The organism is Paenibacillus koleovorans NBRC 103111 (genome assembly GCF_004000845.1).
In the GTDB taxonomy this organism is placed as follows: domain Bacteria; phylum Bacillota; class Bacilli; order Paenibacillales; family NBRC-103111; genus Paenibacillus_AA; species Paenibacillus_AA koleovorans.
The window spans coordinates 14775-35891 of record NZ_BIMA01000071.1 but is presented as its reverse complement, the minus strand read 5'-3'; the positions used below and the strand labels follow the sequence as shown (position 1 = coordinate 35891).

The following is a 21117-nucleotide window of genomic DNA, read 5'->3' as shown; positions in this document are numbered from 1 at the left end:
GCAACACCTAAGTGTAACTATGGCGAATCGCTATTTCCCGTCTAAGCGAACGAATGAGCAAATAAGGTGTTCTTCATAACACTATATTTATAGAGGAGTGGTTGACGAGGCAAGTCTGATACATAATGCAACAAAAAACTAGTAAATTCTCCCGCGTTTGCTATAATAGGATGGAAAGTTTTGATATGGGTGAATATGGAAGCGAAATAAATTACAGGGAGAGTGTGCTAAAACATGGTCGTATGGAAACAGGGGAAACGAAAGCTTATAATCGCGTTGACATTGGTGCTGGTGCTGCAGTTGTTCGCGCTATCCGGTGCGATGCAGGCTGAAGGGACGGGGCAAGGGACTCCGCGGTTTACAACCGGGGTGTCTTTGGACTTCGAATTTGTTAACGAGCGGTCCAGCAAGCTTATCGTTCATATCGATAGAGACCAGCTGCCGGAAGCCGTACAAAGCTTTTCTCAATACATGATCGTACCCTATAAACTATCAGCCGCTTCCCCTAATACGGAACGTGTTCGAACACTCACTGAAGCCGAATTGGACCAAAGTATGATCTTTATAACACCGCAGCTCTTCGAGACATCACCCTTCGGCAGGTATTTGGACGCGGGCCGTTTCGATATTGTGATCGTTCTTCTCGATGCAGAGCAAAAGCGTTTGGGATATTTTATGGATAAAATCCAAATCCCTGGGTCCAATACGAATACCGCTGCTCCTCCTTCCAATCAACCGACACCGACACCAACAACGACACCGACTCCAACGCAGCAGCCCTTGCAACCGACACCAACCCCACCAGCCGGCAACCAGCAATTTACGGACGTCGGCTCCAGCCACTGGGCCTATGAAGCCATCATAAACATGGCGCAGCGCAATATTCTCTCCGGCTATCCGGATGGCATGTTCCGCCCGGATCGCAACGTAACACGCGCCGAGCTGGCTAAAATTATGGTGCTCGCCGCGGGGCTGGAGCCTTCGGTCGGGGTAACCCAAACCTCCTTCGAGGACACTTCGCCGAGCGACTGGTTTACGCCTTATGTGGAAGCGGCATTGCCTTACTTGAATGGATATTTGTTGGCTAATGGCAACGTCGCTTACAAGCCGAACGAGCCTGCGCTTCGAGAAGATATTACGATTGGCGTGGTGAAGCTCAGAGGCTTCGACCACAATTCGCTTGCGGACAATAGCATTCTTCAAGCGATGTTCAGCGATTACAGCTCGATCTCGCAATCGGCTCGAAGCTTAACGGCGATTGCGGTGGAAAACCGGCTCGTGAGCGGCTTCCCAGATGGGACGTTCCGACCGCAAGCACCGATCACGCGTGCGGAGGCGGCAACTATGCTGAGCCGGGCATTTGAAGCGGGCAGTGGCAATAAAATCTTGTTCCCATCCGCATCGCCAACGCCGACCACAGCTTCACCGACACCGGCACCGACATCAACACCTGCTCCAAAGCTGCCAAATCGAATTGATCCGTCCAACATCCACGACACTCCATTCGGCATGTCATTCGGCAATAAAGCTACGATCTCGTTAAGCAGCCAAATCATTCGAGTCGTAAGTGGCATTGGGAATGTAACATCTGCTGTTTACGGTACGGATGTAGATATGAGTATTAATTTGAAGGGGACGCACAGCAGCTTCCTGATGCAATATGATTTGGACGAGAGGGCTTCGAGGTTCACGGCCAATCTTGCCTTGAAGGACGGGGCTCCGGCGGCAGCTATGGTCAAGTTTATGATCGTCGCGGATAACCGGGTACTGTATACAAGCAACTCGATCGCAGCGGGGGAGGAGCGGAATGTGGATCTGGATGTCAGCGGGGTCAGCACGTTCCAGATCTACATCACTCCTCTGAATGCAGAGGCGAAGCAATCATTTGCAAGAATTCGGAACGGTACGTTGTACAAATAGTGGAAAGACAGGAAAGGCCTGATGCGCGAAACGCTCGGGCCTTTTTTTTGTATTCCTTGCAGAGGCTACAAAAGAAGCGAGCATCCGCTCAATAAAACACATGTTTTTTCCGATCCGTCTATACCGTTTCCGGAATGGCGGGTCTACTATGGGGATATGGAAAGGAGTCGAACGCATGAAATTTGCCTTGGCCAAAGCGCGCATCACACCGGAGCAGCCGGTTTTCCTGGCGGGCTTCGGGGGAAGAAAGACGAAGCGCGAAGGCGTGCTGGACGACATTTACGCCAAAACAGCGCTGTTGCAAGAGGGGAACATGACGCTGCTCGTCGTGACGCTGGATGCGCTGGGTGGCGATCGCAGCTTCATGACAGGCATCCGAGCTGCTTTGAAGGAGGCGTTCGGGCTAAACGCCGAGCAAATCTTAGTCAACTTCTCGCATACGCACTTCTCGATGTACTTGACCGGGGAGGAGCCGACCGGCCGCCGGGGCGGTTATAGCATGGGGCAGGACCATTGGCCGGAGCGCGATCTGGATGTGGACTACTCGGAAGATATCGAATATTATCGCCGTTTGCGGGACCAGTTGGTGGCGCTTGCAGCAGAGTGTTACGCCAAGCTGGAAGTAGGCACGCTCCAAGCAGTGCAAGGCACAACGGCAGCTAACATATCGCGCCGCTTGACGACGGCCGAGGGAGTGGGAATGCGGCCGAACGCGAAGGAGCGGATTGACCGCGATTTGTCGGTGCTGCAGCTGACCGATCGCTCCGGGATGATGCGCGGCTTGTTGTTCAGCTTCGCGTGCCATCCGACGAGCATGAGCGCGAACCAGATCTCCGCCGATTTCGTCGGCGAGGCATGCACACGGCTGGAGGCCATGCACCCTGGCTGTACCGCGCTTTTCTTGCAAGGCTGCGCAGGGGACATCAAGCCGTCGGCCGGCGTAAACGGCGACAGTTTCCGGTCGCTGAGCGAGATGGAAATGCGGGAGGCTGGAGACACCGTGGCAGAAGAGGTTAATGCAGTGTTGGCTAGTTTGCCGAACCCCACCCAACCAGCAGCTAACCGTGGCGGTCATTGGCAAGCGGCGCTGCGCGACGTCAGGCTGTTCACCGAGCGATGGGGAGCGGCGGAGCTGGAGGCGATCATTGCGGATACCCAGCGCAATACGGCCTACAGGAGGCGCGCCGCAAGCCGCGCGCTGAAAGCGCTTCAAGAGGGTCGTGTGAAGCGGGAAGTGCCTCATATCGTGCAGCTGTGGCGCTTCGGGGAAGCGGCCACTCTAGTCGCGTTGGAAGGCGAAGTACCTTCCGATTACGCGCTGCGCATCAAGTCCCTTTTCCCAGACCTTGCCCCGGTTATCGTACTGGGCTACTCCAACGGTGTTTCCACCTACATCCCGACCGAACGTATCTTGCGGGAAGGCGGCTATGAGGCTGAGTCATTCATCCTGCATGGGCTGCGCGGGCCGCTCGTGCCGGAGAACGAAGCGCTAATCGTCGGGACTGTTGCCTTGATGAAAATGGAGCTAGAGTCGAGTCCGGCTAGGGAAAAGGAAGGGGAGCAAGCCGATGCCGCAAATAAATGAAATCACTGGACTCGATTACCGTACCGGACAACCGATCCGCATCACGCTGCAGGCAGGTACGATCGGCGCTGTCACACCGGCACCCCCCGCAGCGGAACCGTCACCGCCAATCTACATAGCGCCAGGCTTTGTAGACTTGCAGGTCAACGGGTTCATGGGCCACGACATCAACAGCTTCCCGCTTGAGCCGGAGACGGTCAAGGCCGTGGTCGCCAAGCTGCTGGAAGAAGGGGTCACCACGTTGTATCCGACCGTGACGACCAACTCGGACGAGCGCATCGAGGAAGCGATGCGCGTCCTCGCGCAGGCTTGCCGGGAGGACGCCGCCTGTGCCGCCGCGATCGCAGGCATCCACCTCGAGGGGCCGTTCATCTCCCCCGAGGACGGTCCGCGCGGCGCGCATCAGGCTCAGTACGTCAAGGCGCCGGATTACGCGCTGTTCGTGCGCTGGCAGGAGGCGGCCGAAGGCCGCATCCGCATCGTGACGCTCTCGCCGGAGTGGCCCGAGGCTCCCGGCTTCATGCGCCGGGCAACCGAGGGCGGCGTCATCGCCGCCATCGGCCATACGGCCGCCTCGCCGGAGCAAATCCGCGAGGCCGTCCAAGCGGGCGCGCGGATGTCCACGCACTGGGGCAACGGCGCGCACCTGATGCTGCCGCGCCATCCCAACTACTTGTGGGAGCAGCTCGCGCAGGAAGAGCTGCACACTTGCCTGATCGCGGACGGCTTCCATCTGCCGGAAGCGGTGCTCCGCGTGGCGGCCAAGGTCAAGGGAGACCGAACGCTGCTCGTCAGCGATGCCGTCCACCTCGGCGGCTTGCCGCCCGGGACATACTGGTCGCACAAGCGCGTCCAGGTCGTGAAGACCGAGGAGGGCAAGCTGCACCTCGCCGACAACCCGAAGCTGCTGGCCGGCTCCGTGCAGCCGCTGCCTTGGGGCGTCGGCCATCTGGTCCGCTGCGGCATCTGCGAGCTGCCGCAAGCGTGGGCGATGGCCTCGCTGTACCCGGCACGGCTGATGGGCTTGCCGTCAGAGGCTGGCCTGGCCGCCGAAGCTCCGGCGGATCTCGTCCGGTTCCGCTTAGGGGACAACAACGAAATCGAAGTGCTGGAAACGTACAAAAACGGGTTCATGGTCTGGCAGAAGCAGAGGTAGAAGTAGAAGTAGAAGCAGAAGCAGAATCAGCCGAAGGCCATCCGACAAGAACAAGGAGCAATTCCACAACGAAGGGAGCCATACAGCATGATTTGGGACCGGCTTGGGGTCATCACGGACGAAGTCGCGCCGGAGCTGATCGAAGCGCTCGATTGGATCCAAGGCGAGCAATTGAAGCATGTCGAGATCCGGATGGTAGACGGCGTGAACGTCATGGAACTGACGGTGGCGCAGGTCGAACGCATCAAGCGGGAAACCGACAGCCGCGGACTGTTCGTCTCCGCGGTATCGTCGCCGCTGTTCAAATGTTTGCTCGATCCGGCAAGGCCGCTTCGCACCGGCGACCAGTTCGGCCAAGCGGAGAAAACGGCCGAGGAGCACCATGCGATGCTGCCGCTCGCGATCGACTACGCCAAGCGGCTGGGGACGCGGTACATCCGCATCTTCTCGTTCTGGCGGGAGGAGAATCCGTCTCTTCATACGGAGGAGATCGTCGCGCATCTGCGCCGGGCCGCAGAAACAGCGGAGCGCGAAGATGTCGTGCTGCTGCTCGAGAACGAGCATTCCTGCAACGGCGGCTTCGCCAGCGAGGTGGCTGCCCTCGTGAGAGCGGTCGACTCGCCCGCCCTCAAGGTGCTGTGGGACCCGGGCAACGAGCATCGTCATAGCCCGTCCTTCCCGAAAGGGTACAACCATGTGCGCGACCTTCAGGTTCATTTTCACCTGAAATATTGGTATGTCGCACTTGGGGAGGAACCGCTCCTGCCGCAGCTGGAGGCGCTGGAGAAGGACGGCTTCACAGGGCTGTTCACGATCGAAACGCATTATTCGCCGGAAGGCGGCACCCGCAAGGACGGCACGAAGTTAACCCTGAAGCTGCTGCGGGACATGCTCCCTTAGGAAGCGCACCAACCTAAACCGTAATCCAATCACCAATCCAACCACTAGTACGACCGACAAGAAGGGGAGATCACCGATGCAAAAGCTAGACAAATTGGCCATTCACGGCGGAACGCCTGTCCGCCACACCATGAACGCCGGGATGCTGCGCGGCGCGATGGTAGTAGGACCGGAAGAAACCGAGCGTGTCGCGCAAGTTATGCGAGCGCAGTCGATGAGCCGGTATTACGGACCGGATAATCAAGGCGCGGTCAGCACGTTCGAGGATCGGCTCGGCGCCGGACTCGGCATGCCGTATACACTTGGCGTCTCCTCAGGGACGGCGGCGCTGGTCGTCGCGCTGAAGGCGCTCGGCATCGGCTACGGGGACAAAGTCATCGTGCCGGCCAACACATTTACGGCTACGCCTGGCGCAGTCATTTGCTGCAATGCGGTGCCGGTCTACTGCGACATGGACGAGACGCTCAATATGGATCCGGAGGATCTGGAGCGGGTCATGGACGATGAAGTGAAGGCGATCATTGTCGTGCATATTAACGGCCATCCTTGCGATATGGATCGGATCTCGGCATTCGCCGCCAAATACAACTTGCCCATTATCGAGGATGTTGCTCAGGCATTCGGCGCTTCCTACAAAGGCCAGCAGGCTGGTACGTTCGGGACGATCAACGCGTTTTCGTTCCAGATGCAAAAAATCATTACAGCCGGCGAAGGCGGTGCAGTCGCAACCCGGGACTTCAACCTGTTCGAGCGGTCGGTACGGTACCACGATCAAGGCAGCTTCCGCGACAAGGATCGTTACGTGACGCCGGGCAGCGGTCTGACCGCAGGCGAAGCGGTAATCGGACAAAATTATCGGATGACGGAAATGGCCGGGGCGATCATGCTGGAGCAGTGGGAGAAACGGGATTTGATCATCTCGAGCATGCGCCGCAACCATCGGAAAATCAAACAAGCGCTGAAGGCCGAGCTGCCGGGCATCCAGTTCCGCAAGACGGTCGACGAGGACGGCGACATCGGGTGTATTCTAGCGCTGCTGCACGACAGTGCGGAGCGGGCCAAGCAGTTCGTTGAAGCGATGACGGCGGAAAATTTCTTTACCTACTTCATGTACGGGGCGAAGCCGATCTATATGATGCCGTTCCTGCTGAACAAGAAGACACTGGAGAAAAACGATTTCCCGTTCGACTATCCGTTCAAGAAGCCGGTGGAGTATCGCGAGGGGATGTGCCCGAACGCCGAGCGTATCCTGCCCCGCATGACGCTCATGCCGGTTAGCCCGATCATGACGGACAAGGAAGCGGACGAAGTCATTGAAGCGGTCGTGAAAGTGTATCGTGGACTTGAGCTCGTGTAATAGAGGGCAGTAGACTGGGTCGGCAGCGAGATGACGGAAAAGGAGTTAAACTCGATGGATGAGATCAAAATCGGTTTGGTCGGCTTGGATACGTCCCACGCCAAAGTGTTTACGCGCATTGTCAATGATCCTTCCTTCGAGCATTACATGCCGGGAAAAGGACGTGTCATCGCCGGATATCCGGGCGGATCGGCGGATTTCCCCGCCAGCATCAACCGGGTCGAGGGCTACACGAATGAACTGTCGACCCAGTATGGGGTATCCATTGTCGGGTCCCCGGAGGAAGTCGCCGAGCAGGTCGATCTGGTGCTGCTCACTGCGGTTGACGGGCGCGTGCACCGGAGCTTGTTCGAGCGGATCGAGCCTTATCGCAAGCCGGTGTTCGTCGACAAGCCGTTCGCCCTGCGCAGCAAGGATGCTGTGGCGATGGCGGAGCTGGCTCAAGAAAACGGCATCCCGCTGATGACCTCTTCCGTGAGGCGGTTTGCCCCGGATTTGACGGCCGCGATTCAGAACAGCAGCGAAGGGGCCGTCATCGGAGCGGAATGCTACGGGCCGCTGGAATTTATCCCTTCCCAGCCCGGCTGGTTCTGGTACGGCATCCACACGGTGGAGGCGCTGTACGCCATCATGGGCAGAGGCTGCCTCTCCGTCACGACGATGACGACAGGCGCCCCCGGCGAAGAATACGAGGTGATCACCGGCTTGTGGGCCGACGGACGCATCGGGCTCGTGCGCGGGAACAAGCTGCCGAATGTGAGCCATGGGACGGTCATCCACCGGGAAAATAGCAGCGTCTATATCAATACGGCGACAGACGGGCTGGAAAAGTATATGCATCTTCTGAGCGCGGCGATCGATATGGCAAGGACCGGGCGAACCGAGGTGCCGATGGGCGTCTCTCTGGAGATCGTCCGCTTCATAGAAGCGGCGAACATGAGCCGTCAGCGCGGGGAGACGATCGCTTTATGAGGGACATAGCTGCAATTCGGTATGAGTATCTCACGGAAAAGCATATCGATGCCATAGTGGAAATGTGGAACCGGGAGCTGGGCTCCCGGTTTCCGCTTTCTGATCGGCTCGTGCGGCAAAACAGCTTCGGAGCTGCGCCGTTGCAGCCCGGAGCATCTTGGGCGGCGATAGCCGCCCAAGATGGCGGGGAGATTCTGATTGGTTTTGTGGCGGGCAAACTGTCGAAGGCTGATGGGGACGGTGAAGGAGGTGGCGGCAGCATCGGCTTGCTGCTGGTTGACGCTGCTTACCGCCGCCAGGGCATCGGCAGCCGACTGTTGGCGCTCGCAGAGGACGGGCTGCGCCGGTCAGGTGCCGGGCGGATCGACTTCGGCGGCGAGACGCGTCATTATATGCCAGGCTTGCCGGAGGAATCCGAGGCGAGCGGGCTCGGCGGCTGGCTCGAGCGAAGGGGCTACACGCCGGCAGAGGGCGGCAGCGTCTGCGATCTGTTCGCCGACTTCACCGGCGAGCCGATCGAGGAGCTGCCGCAGTGCCCGGGCGTGGAGTTCCGGCTGCTCGACCCGCTTGCGGAGACGGAAGCGTTCCTCTGCTTCCTGCGCCGCGAGTTCTCGCCTCGCTGGGCGCAGTCGACCGAGGCGCTGCTTCAAGCGGGCGGGGGGAGCCGCGAGTTCGTGCTGCTCTGGAAGGACGGCGGCGTCGAGCCGATCGGCTTCTGTCGGCTGAACGACGAGCAGTCGCCTCTCCTGGCGGGCAGCGTCTACTGGCACGCGTTGTTCCCGCCCGGCACGGGCGGCGGGATCGGTCCGCTCGGCGTCTCCGCTTCCGAGCGCGGCCAAGGGCTCGGACTGGCGGCGGTGCAGGCCGGCATCCACTTCCTCCGACGCCGCGGCCGGGACCGCCTCGTCATTGACTGGACAACGCATCTCGATTTCTATGCGAAGCTAGGATTTGCCCCGTGGCGATGGTACACGGGATATAGGAAGGGAGATGACGCTAAAACCGCCATACTATTGCAATTTTAGCCATATTAAGCGAGGGGCAACTTGCAGTAATCTAAAATCACAGAAGTAAGCGATTACACTGCGACTTTAGAAAGGGGACAATCAACCAATGAAAAAACGTTTTACAATGCTTCCGATCGCCGTAATCAGTATCGCGGCTCTGGTCACTGCCTGCAGCAATGGAACAGAGGGCACAAGCGGCACAAGCGGCTCCAGCTCGCCGACCCCAACTGCTACCGTCAACAAAGAACCTGCTTCATTCACGATCCTGAACAACGACGGAGGCGAAGCATACGCCAAAACCGCGCAGAAGGACGATCAGATCTACACGCAAATGTCCAAGCTATTCAGCGACTACATTGGCGCACCGACAACGATCAACTATGAGTTCCTGCCGGCGACCGGCTACTCCGAGCAATTGACCGTCCGTTTCGCGTCCAAGGATGTGCCGCAAGTTATCGCCACCGGCTCCATTATGGACAAGGGGCATCCTACGGCGGTCGAGAACGGCATCTTCGTGGACTTGACCGCGATGATCGACAAGTACGGGACGAACTTGAAGAAGAACATTCCGGACTTCGTCTGGCAAAACCCGAAGGTGAGCCAGAACGGCAAAATTTACGCCATTCCGAAGCTGCTGACGCCGACCGAGACGCGCGGGTTCATCGTCCGCAAAGACTGGCTCGACAAGCTCGGCATGAAGCCGCCGGAAACGCTGGACGACTACTTGGCCTTCTTCGAGGCGGTCAAGACGAAGGACCCGAACGGCAACGGGCAAGCTGACGAAGTGGGCTTCGTGGCGCGCTCGGACTTCGGCAATAGCCAAGTGTTCTTCGCCGCCTTCGGCCTCTACACCGGATCGGTGCAAGGAGCGGGCGGTACGGCCTGGCAGTTCGTGAACAACCAGTTCATCCCGGACATCATCAATCCGAAGATGAAGGACGCCATCGCGTTCTACAAGAAGCTGTACGACAACGGCTACATGAACAGAGACTGGGTGACGGCAAAAGCAGCCGACATGACCAAGATGATCCAGGACGACAAGGTAGCCTTCTGGAACCTCGACATCCGCCAGCTTGGCTCTTATGCGCCTAGCGCGTTCGCCAGCAAGAAGGGAGTCATCGACGTGCTGCCGGGCTTCAAGGATTCGAAGGGTGAATTCTTCATGGGCTTCAAGGGTTTGCCGATTGCCAAGGTGCATGCCGTCATCTCGGGCACCAAAAATCCGGAGCGCTTCGTGCAGTTCATGGATTGGACATACTCGAACGACCAGAAGAAAAACGACTTCTTCGCCTTCGGCATCAAGGATCGCAACTATACGGGTGAAGGCGCCGCCGCGGTATGGGACGGCAACTCGGACATGAACAAGAAAGAGAAGACTTTCATTCAGACGATGATCAATCCGGCCGGCGACTCGCGGATGGATGATCGAGTTGTGAAGCTGGGCGGCACGATCGATCCGAATGTACTCAAGAAAGCGACCGACTATGCGCTCAATAACACGAAGAACGATCCGGGCATCAACATGCCGGTACCGGAAGTGATGGCCACGACTCCGGAGCTGGGCGCCGGAACGGGCACGCTGTTCATGGATGCTTTCACGAAGATTGTGACCGGCAAGGATGACCTCAACACCGGCTGGGACAAATACGTGGCGGACTGGAAAAAACGCGGCGGCGACGCGGTCATCAAGGAAGCGACTGAATGGTACAACAAGAATAACAAAAAGTAATCGCCCTTCCATATGAGAGGCAACAGGAGACAGGGGAGCCGGCAAGCTCCCCTTTTCTGGCGACAAGGCTCCTATTTCGGCAGCAGAGGTGAACCCAATGGCAACACTCAAACGATGGATTTCCAATCCGCGCACGGCGTTACTGATTATCGCGCTGCCCGGCATCGTTCACTTTTTAACATTCAAGTATGTTCCTCTGTTCGGCAATATTATCGTGTTCCAGAATTACGATATGTTCCGAGGCATCTGGGGAAGCAAATGGGTCGGCTTCGACCATTTCGTCAAGATGTTTACGTACTACGACTTCTTTCGAATTCTCAAAAATACGATTTTGCTGAGCTTGTACCGGCTGATTGCAGGCTTCCCGGCCCCGATCATTCTTGCGATATTGCTTAATGAGATTCGCCAGATGGCGTTCAAGCGTTCGATTCAAACGTTTCTGTACTTCCCGCACTTCTTGTCCTGGGTTATCGTAGGGGGCATTTTCCTCCGCCTGATCGACCTGAACGGCATCGTGAACGACATCATCGCGGCTCTTGGCTTCGAACGCATCTCGTTCCTGACGGAATCGATGTACTTCCGCAGCATCATCGTCTGGGCGGCGATCTGGAAGGAGGTCGGGTGGGATATGATCATCTACTTGGCGGCCATCGCAGGCGTCAATCCGAATCTGTACGAGGCGGCCGTCGTGGACGGAGCTACCCGCTTGCGCCAGATGTGGCATATTACGATGCCGGCTCTGCTCCCGGCGATCGTCGTACTGTTCCTGCTGCGGATCAGCAACCTGCTCGATTCTGGCGTGGAGGAAGTGCTCATGTTCCTTAACCCGCTCGTTCGCGATGTCGGCGAAGTGCTGGATACGTACGTATACCGCGTCGGTTTGCTAGAGGCTCGCTTCAGCTACACGACCGCGATCGGCTTTTTCAAATCGGTTGTCGGCTTGCTGCTGGTCATGGGGTTGAACGCGTTCGCGAAGAGGGCGACAGGAGAAAGCATTTACTAGACTCAGATTTTGCTCAAGCTTTAGGAGGGAACCCCCATGCCAGTCTATCGTTCGGAAAAATTGTTCCAGTTTCTCAATGCCGCTTTTTTCCTTGTGCTTGGCGCGCTTATGCTGGCCCCGATGGTGCACGTGCTGTCGATTTCGCTCAGCTCGACGGAGTTCGTAGACGCCAACAAAGTATTCATTTGGCCGCGCGGCTTCAATACGTTCATCTATGAGCATATATTCAGTCAGCAGCGGCTGTGGCGGGCGATGGGCGTCAGCGTTTACATTACGGTGGTCGGGACCGTCATCTTCCTGCTCTTCACCTCGACGATGGCTTACGCGCTGTCACGGCCGCATATGCCGGTCCGCAAGCTTATTATGCGGCTGATCGTCATCTCGTTCATTTTCAATGTGCCCCTTATTCCTTACTTCCTGACGGTCAACTTCCTGGGGCTGACGAATACGTTGTGGGCGCTTATGATTCCTGGGGCGGTCGGCGCGTTTTCGGTCATTTTGATGAAGACGTTTTTTCAAGGGATTTCTTCGGAAATTTTCGACGCCGGGTACATCGACGGCTGCAGCGAGTTCGGCATTTACTGGCGTATCGCCTGTCCGCTGTCGTTGCCTTCGTTTGCCACGATGGGGTTGTTCCACGCGGTCGGTACATGGAACGGATATTTCGCGGCGCTGATTTTTATTCGGGACAAGGATCTGTATCCGATTCAGATCGTGCTGCGGGGGATGATCGTCTCCGAGAACTCGCCGGATTTCAAGGAATTGCTCGACATGCACATTACGCCGGAAACGCTCAAGGCGGGTATTATCATTTTCGCAACGCTGCCGATCATTATCGTGTATCCGTTCTTGCAAAAATATTTCGTCAAGGGCGCTCAGCTCGGGTCGTTAAAGGAGTAGCGCGAATTCCAGCGAAGAAAGCTTTTTGAAAAACGAAGCCATTCCAAGCTTATAAGCCGGCTCCAGCCGCTCTTGAAACCGTGTTCCTTTTCTACTAAAACCTTTCATCGGATGGAACACGTTTTCAAAGGCGGCCCGTAAACTTTCCGCTCGGCTTATGAAGCTTTCCTGGTCGTTTTTCAAAAAGCGAAGCTTGAAGGAATCGCTAGGGGAGGGGATAGAAGTGCAAGAGCATTTGTATCCGGTGTATCCGGTACATGAGTGGGGAAGCGGGCGAGCGGTGGAGCGCTCGTCGAAGTTTTTGGTAGCGGATGTGCAGTTTCGCCGCAAGCATGCGAAGCTGGAGGAGACGACGCACAGCATCTCGTTTCAGGCCTACACCCAGGGAACCCGTTTGATCGTGCTGCTGGAGTACGAGCATGTGGCGAGCCGGGGCGGGGACCATGGCGAGGTGCTGTTGTTTTTCGACCGGGGCAGCACGCGGCGCAAACGGCATAACCTGTTTGTCTTGCGGTTGAAGCCGGACGGGCGCGTGCTTTATGAGGAGCACAACTATGAGGCGGAGCAGCTTCCGCTGCCCGAAGGGCTGATCTGCGTGAAGGCGGAGTCGGAGCAGGAAGGCCATGAGCGGGTCGTGGTAGAGATTCCGCTGACACACTTGAGAATTCGTTCGGAAGAGGATCGGGTGATCGGCTTCAATGCGGTGCGCATTTTGAAGGATCCGAAGGATGATCCGTTCAATAATTTGGCCGGCGATTTTATTTCCTGGTCGGGGATCAAGGGGGACCGTCCGTCCGGCGGCGTAGGCAACGGGGATATGCTGCTCACGCGCGGCTTGAACGAGGCGGAGCTGGCCGCCTGGGCCGAGAAGGTGCAGACGTACGGCAGCACGCATTACAAGCAATGGGAGCGGCGTTGGATCCCGGATGATATTATTGCGTTGATGGCGGAGAAGCGGCGGGGCTTCACGGGGCGGCTCAGCCGTGAGGACGTGGAGCGAGCGAAGCGGAAGGCGTCCACGACCGACTGGGGTCGGCGCATGCGCGCCGGGATCGTCGAGATCGCCGATTATTGGGCGGCGAAGAGCGACGAAGAGCTGTTCGATCTGGTGCCGACGGGCAATCCGCGGTCGCTGTCGGTCGGGCAGTTTTTCGGCAATCCGCTGCACGGGGGCAAACGTACGGCTTTCGAGGTTTGCCTGGAGCGGCCTTATGAATATTACAGCATCCATACGAAGTCCTGGTGGCGGGTTGGCATGACGCTGATGAATCCGGAGACGGGAGAAGAGGTGGAGCTTGAGGACGATGGCGGCGGGTTCGTTGCGCCTGACGGGTTTCCGGTTCCAGGGGCGAGGTACATGTTCACGGCGTCCTATCGTCTCTTCCTGATCTCCATGCTGCTCGGGACTCCTTATTGCTCGGTGCTGGAAGATCCGACGATTTGTCCGGAGACAACGGGTGTACGCTTTGCCGGTGCGATTCCGAATTTGGCGTTCGCCTATCATTTAACCGGGGATGAGGCGTACGCTCGCAAGGCGCTTGTTTTGTTAGGACGACTGGGCGAGTTGATCCCTTATATGAACGGCAACTACGGCTCGGGCTACTACGACACCGTTCAGATTGCGGAGCCGACGACGACGGAATGCCACTGGCTGACGAATTATTTTGACTCGCTGGACTTGCTGTACGATACGATCGATCGGGTGGAAGGGGACTTAGCGGCCGTATTTGCCGGGAAGCCGGATGCGGAAGGGAAGGAACGTTCGGACCGTTTCTGCCTGAAGGCGGTTGTGCAGGACATGATTCCCTTCATCCTGTACAGCTGCGAGATCGAGCGTACCCGCACGGCGGATTGGTCGCTGCGTTACACGAATCTGGAGCTGCTGCTGGCAAGCTTCATGGAGAGCGGCAAGCTGATGCATCATGTGCTGAATGTCGGGGGAAGCAGCCTGAAGGCGAAAGTGCGGAACAATTTTTTTCGCGACGGTCGGTACCACTATGATTCGCTTGGCTATGTCGTGCAAATTTGCGACCAAGTGACGATGATGGCGAACAACAACTACGGCTTCCGCGACGATATTTATTTTCCGCAGGGCCTCAATCTGTTCGAGAATCCGGAATATGGGATCCGGCAAGTTATCCAGCTGTACTCGCGCCTGTATTGCGGCGGATTGACGCCGATGTTCGGGGACACGATTGCAGACAACGTAGAGCCGATTTCAGAGGACCGGGTGAATGGCAAGTTCAGGTATAGCCAGGCGTTTGAAATAATTTTTGCGAGAAGCCCGTCCGCACGAGAGGCGCTGGGGCCGATGCTGGCGGCGTTCGAGGATGAGGAGCTCGCTCGATACCGGACGGATTCGATGTACATGACGAACGTGAAGCACGGACTGCTGCTGCTTGCGACGGCCGGGGAGCGGGTGGATTACGAGAGGTATAAGGGGCTTGAGGTGGAGGTCGCCTCGATTCAGCCGTCGTTTCTCATCGAGGATTCGGAGACGAGCGTGCTGCGGGCGGGGACGAATCCGCATAATTGCAAGCATGTCGTGCTGTACGGGCATCCGTCGGCCGGGCATAAGCACGGGGACAAGCTTGGGCTCTGGATCGGAGCGTACGGCTACCATCTGTTCTCGCCGATCGGAGGCTATCCGTTCACATGGCTGAGCCCGAAATTCGACGAGTGGGAGGTGCATTCGGCGGCGTGTACGGTCGTCATTGTAGACGGGAGCAATCAGATGCCCTCTTATTCCCGGGTGAAATGCCATTATGAGGGCGAGCTGCTGCAAGTATCGGGCATGGAAAATACGACGGCGTATCCGGGCACGCATTATGAGCGCTGGTGTCTCGTCGTTCAGGCACCGGACCCGAAGGACGCATATGTCGTCGACTTGAACTATTTGACTGGCGGACGGACGTTCGATTACAACACGATGGGGATGGATATTTCGTTCGACGAGGTGGAGTTTGGCGGCGAGGGGGCTGCTGTGGCGGGAGCTTGGCGGGAGCTGAGCGGTACGATGGCCGGCGAGCATGTCGAGCTGTATTCGAAGCCGGGACTCGGCTGGATGCAGGCGCTGCGCAAGCTGGAGACGGATCGGCCCGTCAGCTGGACGTATCGTTATGCGGGGGCGGCGCTGAAGGTGCATACGGCTCCGGAGCCTGGCGAGCGGCGAGAGATCGTCTGCGCGCTCGGCGAGCGAGGGGGCGAGGAGATGCGCAAGTCGCGCTGGGAGCCGATGGTGGTCTGGCGGGACGAGGCGGATGCGGATACGGATACGGTTGGCGAGGAGAGTATTGCCGGGCATCGGGCTGTGTATGCGAGTGTGTTGGAGCCGCATGAGCGGGATGGTTCGTTTATTAGGCATGTCAGGCGGTTGAAGCTGCAAGGGCAAAGCGGGGACGGCTACAAGCCGGTCGGGCTTGAGGTTGTGTTTGCCGACGGCCTGCATCGCGATATCGTGATCGCTGTACATGGGGAGAAGCGCGGTGTCGCGAGCTTCGTGGACCTAGGCGGTCGTGTGTATGAGACGGATGCTGGGTCGTTGCTGCTGCGCTACCGCGGAGATAAGCTCGTCGAGATGGAAGCGGTGGGGTATACGCGCATCTCGGACAGCGTCCATCTGTTCGAGGCGGATGCTCCTGCGATATCCGGCCGTGTCGTTGAAGTCGACCTGCACGAACGCCGAGTCGAGATTGAGCTGGACTGCCTTGCGGATGCTGATTTTACACGGAGTTTGAAGGGCAAGGTGGCGCTGCTCGACTCCTCCGACTATTTGAAGCCCTCCACCTACTACATGTTCGAACCGGTTCTGGAGGGACGAAGGTTTGCATTCCGCTCGGACATGTCTCTGATCCGGATGGACGCCGACTGGAAGCAGCCGCAGAAACGGCTCGGCCTCGGCAAGAAGGAGACGGTGCTCTACGAAGGACGCGAAGTTTATGCCGACGTGAAGCCCGGCGACCGGTTCACTTTACATCATACTGGGAGGTTCTCCGACCGATGAAAATATCGTGTCACTTGATCACATGGGGCGACCATTTCGTACACGGGATGCAAGAGGCGTCTACGTTGGGCTATCAGGCTTGCGAGACGTTTACGCGGCTCGCGCTGCAATATGAGAACCGCATCGAGGAGTTCAAGGAGCTGTTCGATCAGTACGGGTTCCGGCTTTCGGCGCTGTACGGCGTAGGTCGATTCACCGAACTGGCCAATCGTCAAGAGCTGCTCGATTACAACGTGCAGGTCGCCCGATTCGCCGCGGCTTGCGGCAGTGACCGGATCGTCTTCGGGCCTCGCGGACCGCGTACGGAGGGCGGGACGACCCTCGAGGAGCTGAAGATTGCGGCGGAGACGATGAACGAGGCGGGCAAACGCTGCCTGGAGCTGGGCGTGAAGGCATGCGTCCACCCGCATCTGCGCACGGAGATTCAGGATGAGAGCGAAGTGGATGCGATTATGGAGCTGACCGATCCGCGTTACGTGTTCTTTTGCCCGGATACGGCACATCTGTTTCGCGCGGGTATGGATCCGGCCGTCATTATGCGCCGCTACAAGGATCGGATCGCTTATTTGCACCTGAAGGACGTGTTCCCGGAGCAGCCGGATTTGTCCCATTTCCCGATCTTGAGCGGCGACGAGCAAATGCCGATTTTTTGCGAGCTTGGGCTCGGTCCGGTCGATTTCCCATCGGTCATTGAAGTGCTGAAGGAAATCAACTATGACGGCTGGCTGACAGTTGAGATCGACCGCTCGTTGAGCACGCCGATCAATAGCTTGCGGATCTGCAAGGAGTACATCGAGAACAAGCTCGGCTTGACATTAGCCGTCTAGAGCGGGGCGGTCGCACGCTGATCACGAGCTTCGACATCAAGGGCGGCACCGACTTGCCGCGTATTGAGATCTATGGCAGCGAAGGGACGCTTCGGGTCCCCGACCCGAACACATACGGCGGCCCCGTGCTGCTGCGCCAGGCCGACGCCGCTGCAGCCTTCTGTGGCCGGTCCGTTGTAAGCCCGGCCACCCGACAACCGGCACCTGACTGCCCAGGTGCCGGTTTTTTGGTGCGTTGGAAGCTATTGAGGCTGCAAATGGGTGAGTTGTCGGCTGGGGTAGTCCGAATATTTCGGGCTGGAGACACCGATGCTTCGAGGCGGCATCATGGATGCTGAAAATGGGGCGAATTTTCAGAGAAGAGCAAGGTTACTTAGCGATCCGATTTTTCTTCCGCTCCTTTCGGCTTATCGGCGATTCTAGTATATACTGTTAGGTAATAGGTAGAATCCGCAATCAGGAATGGAGGGCTCATCATGAGTGAGAAACGGAAGGGACAAATTTTATTGCTGCTCGCCTTGTCCGAATCGGAGAAGGCACGGATCCTCGAAACGGCGCCAGGCTGGGAGCTCTTGGACGGCAGGGGCGGCAAAACGCTGGAAGAGACGGCGGCGCTGTTGGCCGAAGCGGAAATTGCGATCGGTTGGCGCAAGCAATTGGAGCTCAGCCTGACGCCTGACTCTAGGCTGCGCTGGGTACAAGCGTGGGGAGCGGGCGTCGATTCGATCGATTGCAAGCGGTTCGCCGAACACGGCGTCCTGCTCACGAATGCAAGCGGCGTACACGCCTACCCGATCTCGGAGACGATCCTCGGGATGATGCTGGCGTTCGCCCGCAAGCTTCACCTCACGACGCGCAACCAAGCGCAAGCGAACTGGCAATTGGTCGGGCCGCTCGGCGAAATACACGGCCGCACGGTCGGCATCCTCGGCGTCGGCGCGATAGGCGAGGAGACGGCCCGCCTCTGCCGGGCGTTCGGCATGACCGTGCTCGGCGTCCGCCGCTCCGGCGAGCCGTCGCCTCAAGTGGACGAGATGTACAATCTCGCCGGACTGCCCGACGTGCTGCGGCGCAGCGACTATGTCGTCAACACGCTGCCGCTGACGAGCGAGACGCGGCAGCTGATCGGCCGCGAGCAATTCGCGCTTATGCCGGACCGCGCCGTCTACATCAACATCGGCCGGGGGGCGACGACCGACACGGAGGCAATGATCGAGGCGCTTGCTAGCGGACGTCTGGGCGGCGCGGGGCTCGACGTCTTCGAGCAGGAGCCGTTGCCGGCGTCCAGCCCGCTCTGGGCGTTGGACAACGTTATTGTCACGCCGCATAATGCGGGCTCGACGGTTCACTACCAGGAGCGCGCGCTCGAGGTATTCCTGCACAACTTGCGAGACTATGCGGCCGGCCGCGAGCCTTCGCGCAACCGCGTCGATTTGGACCGCCAGTATTGAGATGGATTGTAATCGGCTCAGAAATCTTGCTAAACGGTGCGCCGGAGGAATAAAATAGATCGATAAGATGACTGACGGACTGACGGAGTCGGATGTTGGAGGTGCACGACCGGTGAGAATCGCTTTTTTTGATTCGGGGCTGGGCGGAATAACGGTTCTGAGCGAGGCTATTGATCGCATGCCGCAGGAGGATTGGCTGTATTACGCCGATACGCTGCATGTTCCTTATGGACCGAAGCCGATGGAGCAGGTGAAAGGGTTCATCCTCGATGCGGTGGAAGCAATCATGCGGCAGGAGGTCAAGGCGCTGGTCATCGCCTGCAATACGGCGACCAGCATTGCGATTGGCGAGCTGCGTCGGCTGTACCCGCACATCCCGATCATCGGCATGGAGCCGGCGGTCAAACCCGCCGTCGAGATGAACCGGCCCACCGGTCGGCGGGTGCTCGTGCTGGCCACGCAACTGACGCTGCAGCTGACGAAGTACCAGGAGCTAGTCGGCCGTGTGGACGACATGAGCATCGTCGATTCGCTGCCGCTGCCGGAGCTTGTCCAATACTGCGAAGCGCTCAATTTCGACGAGACGGAGCTGCCGGAATATTTTCATAGGAAGCTGGCATCCTATAAGCTGGAAGAATACGGTACAATTGTGCTCGGCTGCACGCATTATCCGTTCTATAAGCGGATGCTGGAGCGGATCCTGCCCACGCATCTCTCGATTATCGACGGAAGCAGGGGGACCGTTAAGCGGCTGCAGGAGCAGCTGGCCCGCTTCGACTTGGTCGAGGGGGGAGCGCCGGAGGGACGCGGAACGATCCGGTTTCTGTGTTCGGGCGGAGAAGAAGCCTATATTCGGAAAATGCAGCAGGCGCTCGAGCTATATCGAAGCATACAATAGGGGGATCGCATGGAACAGCGGCAACGTTATTGCAAGGAGTCGAGATGCTACCGGACATTCCGGGTGTTCCCGACCGATGTGAACAACCACAACACCTTGTTCGGCGGCAAGCTGATGGCCAGCATGGACGACATTGCCTCGATCGCGGCGGCCAAACATTGCCGTTGCTTCGTCGTGACGGCCTCGACCGACTCGGTCGATTTCCTGCTGCCGATCCTGACGACGGAGTCGGTGACGATGGAGTCGTTCGTGACTTGGACCGGTCGCAGCTCGATGGAAGTGTTCGTCAAGGTGATCACCGAGGATCTGAGGAGCGGTGTCCGTAAGATCGCCGCCACCTCGTTCCTGACCTTCGTCGCGCTCGATGAGTCGAAAATGACCCCGATTCCCGTGCCGCTAGTCGTGCCGGAGACGGAGGAAGAGAAGCGGCTGCACGAGACGGGAGAGAAGCGGGCGGAGATCCGCAAGCTGCGGCGGGAGGAGAGCAAGAAGTTCGCGGGTTACTTGACCGATACTTACTCTTGGGAGTGAGGGAATCCCTGTTACGCACCATCCGGCCAGTATGAGCGCAGGAGGGGAAGATGGACTAACTCGGGCTCCAGAGGGTGCAGGAAGCCTGAGTTGGTGCAAAAATGGACTAACTCGGGCTCCAGAAGGTGCAGGAAGCCGGAGTTGGTGCAAAGGATGCTCCCTCTGCTGCGTCCCCATAAGCGGCTGCTATCTAAAATAAATCTTCGAACACGTCGAACACCGACTTTTTCTTCTTATGCTTCGGATACCCGTGACCGTAACCCTGGTTCGGATATTGCTTGTACTTGTCGTCATCGTCATCATAGCGCTTCTCGTACTTGCGGTCGCTATCATAGCGCTGCTCCTGGTTGTACGCCGCCGCCGGCCGATCGCGGTCCGGATACCCCTGCGGCTGCGAGCCGCCTCGGCTCCTCATCTCGCGCTCATAATCTTGGCGGAATTCCTTTACACCCGCCATCAGCTTATCCAACTCGCCTCGGTCAAGCCAGACTCCCTTGCAATCCGGACACACATCGATCAGGATGCCATCCTTCTCCACCTCGCGCATGCGTACGTCGCTGCAAACCGGACATTTCATATGCATCAGCCTCCTAAACGGGATCTATCTCGCAATAAGAAAACGGTTATCGCAGAAGCCGCCACTAGTTTCATACGTTAGAAAATTCGTTTCGGTTTCTATTTTTCTCAATTTCCTCATAACCAAATAAGGGATTTGTTGGAAAATGTCGAATGTGTAACTAGGGTACTTTATCACCTTCTTGAAGCAGGATCTGATCGATGTGATCGCCTACGACCGACTGTTGCCTTTGCTGGGCAAAGAACTCGAATAGTCGGTGAAATGTCAAAAGACCTCCCAACGCTATAGCAGCGTTCAGGAG

Annotated in this window: 16 protein-coding genes and 1 pseudogene; 16 read left to right on the top strand and 1 reads right to left on the bottom strand. The window is 57.9% G+C overall.

Annotation, left to right across the window (positions count from 1 at the left end; translation table 11 throughout):
- Positions 1-234: 234 nt before the first annotated feature.
- The 16 genes and pseudogenes from PKO02S_RS21050 to PKO02S_RS20975 all read left to right on the top strand — a co-directional run bounded on the left by PKO02S_RS21050 (position 235) and on the right by PKO02S_RS20975 (position 20239).
- Positions 235-1920, top strand: a complete 1686-nt coding sequence (locus tag PKO02S_RS21050) for an S-layer homology domain-containing protein (protein WP_127585833.1) — start codon at positions 235-237, stop codon at positions 1918-1920.
- A gap of 175 nt (positions 1921-2095) precedes the next feature.
- Entirely contained in the window at positions 2096-3505 is a 1410-nt protein-coding gene (locus tag PKO02S_RS21045) for a hypothetical protein (protein ID WP_127585831.1), read from the top strand.
- Positions 3489-4661 (top strand): N-acetylglucosamine-6-phosphate deacetylase, encoded by a 1173-nt coding sequence (locus PKO02S_RS21040; protein ID WP_127585829.1) that lies wholly within the window; start codon positions 3489-3491, stop codon positions 4659-4661. Before PKO02S_RS21045 ends, PKO02S_RS21040 begins: the two co-directional genes overlap by 17 nt.
- An 87-nt stretch (positions 4662-4748) precedes the next feature.
- The gene (locus PKO02S_RS21035; protein ID WP_164821589.1) at positions 4749-5561 is read left to right on the top strand and encodes a sugar phosphate isomerase/epimerase family protein; all 813 of its coding nucleotides are present in this window, start codon (positions 4749-4751) and stop codon (positions 5559-5561) included.
- Positions 5562-5637: 76 nt separating this feature from the next.
- On the top strand, positions 5638-6918 hold the full coding sequence (locus tag PKO02S_RS21030; RefSeq protein WP_127585827.1) for a DegT/DnrJ/EryC1/StrS family aminotransferase: 1281 nt from the start codon (positions 5638-5640) through the stop codon (positions 6916-6918).
- Positions 6919-6972: 54 nt separating this feature from the next.
- Positions 6973-7890 carry a Gfo/Idh/MocA family protein gene (locus PKO02S_RS21025; RefSeq protein ID WP_127585825.1) on the top strand — a complete coding sequence of 306 codons (918 nt, stop codon included), beginning with the start codon at positions 6973-6975 and terminating at the stop codon, positions 7888-7890.
- A complete protein-coding gene (locus PKO02S_RS21020) occupies positions 7887-8915 on the top strand; it encodes a GNAT family N-acetyltransferase (RefSeq protein WP_127585823.1) in 1029 nt (342 codons plus the stop codon). Before PKO02S_RS21025 ends, PKO02S_RS21020 begins: the two co-directional genes overlap by 4 nt.
- A gap of 88 nt (positions 8916-9003) precedes the next feature.
- Complete coding sequence (locus PKO02S_RS21015; protein WP_127585821.1) at positions 9004-10626, top strand: extracellular solute-binding protein; 1623 nt, start codon at positions 9004-9006, stop codon at positions 10624-10626.
- 97 nt (positions 10627-10723) lie between these two features.
- Positions 10724-11629, top strand: a complete 906-nt coding sequence (locus PKO02S_RS21010; RefSeq protein WP_127585819.1) for an ABC transporter permease — start codon at positions 10724-10726, stop codon at positions 11627-11629.
- A gap of 36 nt (positions 11630-11665) precedes the next feature.
- On the top strand, positions 11666-12529 hold the full coding sequence (locus PKO02S_RS21005) for a carbohydrate ABC transporter permease (RefSeq protein ID WP_127585817.1): 864 nt from the start codon (positions 11666-11668) through the stop codon (positions 12527-12529).
- A 223-nt stretch (positions 12530-12752) separates the two neighbouring features.
- Positions 12753-16532 (top strand): heparinase II/III family protein, encoded by a 3780-nt coding sequence (locus tag PKO02S_RS21000; RefSeq protein WP_164821588.1) that lies wholly within the window; start codon positions 12753-12755, stop codon positions 16530-16532.
- Positions 16529-17359 carry a sugar phosphate isomerase/epimerase family protein gene (locus PKO02S_RS20995; protein ID WP_127585813.1) on the top strand — a complete coding sequence of 277 codons (831 nt, stop codon included), beginning with the start codon at positions 16529-16531 and terminating at the stop codon, positions 17357-17359. The genes PKO02S_RS21000 and PKO02S_RS20995 overlap by 4 nt, the downstream gene beginning before the upstream one ends.
- Before the next feature lie 14 nt (positions 17360-17373).
- Positions 17374-17505: pseudogene (locus PKO02S_RS20990) on the top strand (gfo/Idh/MocA family oxidoreductase); the annotation flags it as partial.
- Positions 17506-17835: 330 nt separating this feature from the next.
- Complete coding sequence (locus PKO02S_RS20985) at positions 17836-18810, top strand: D-2-hydroxyacid dehydrogenase (protein WP_127585811.1); 975 nt, start codon at positions 17836-17838, stop codon at positions 18808-18810.
- Between the two features lie 112 nt (positions 18811-18922).
- Complete coding sequence (murI, locus tag PKO02S_RS20980) at positions 18923-19708, top strand: glutamate racemase (protein ID WP_127585809.1); 786 nt, start codon at positions 18923-18925, stop codon at positions 19706-19708.
- A gap of 9 nt (positions 19709-19717) precedes the next feature.
- Complete coding sequence (locus PKO02S_RS20975; RefSeq protein ID WP_127585807.1) at positions 19718-20239, top strand: acyl-CoA thioesterase; 522 nt, start codon at positions 19718-19720, stop codon at positions 20237-20239.
- Positions 20240-20429: 190 nt separating this feature from the next.
- On the opposite strand, the gene PKO02S_RS20970 is transcribed toward PKO02S_RS20975, so the two are convergent.
- Positions 20430-20816 (bottom strand): TFIIB-type zinc ribbon-containing protein, encoded by a 387-nt coding sequence (locus PKO02S_RS20970; RefSeq protein WP_127585805.1) that lies wholly within the window; start codon positions 20814-20816, stop codon positions 20430-20432.
- Between the last annotated feature and the right edge of the window lie 301 nt (positions 20817-21117).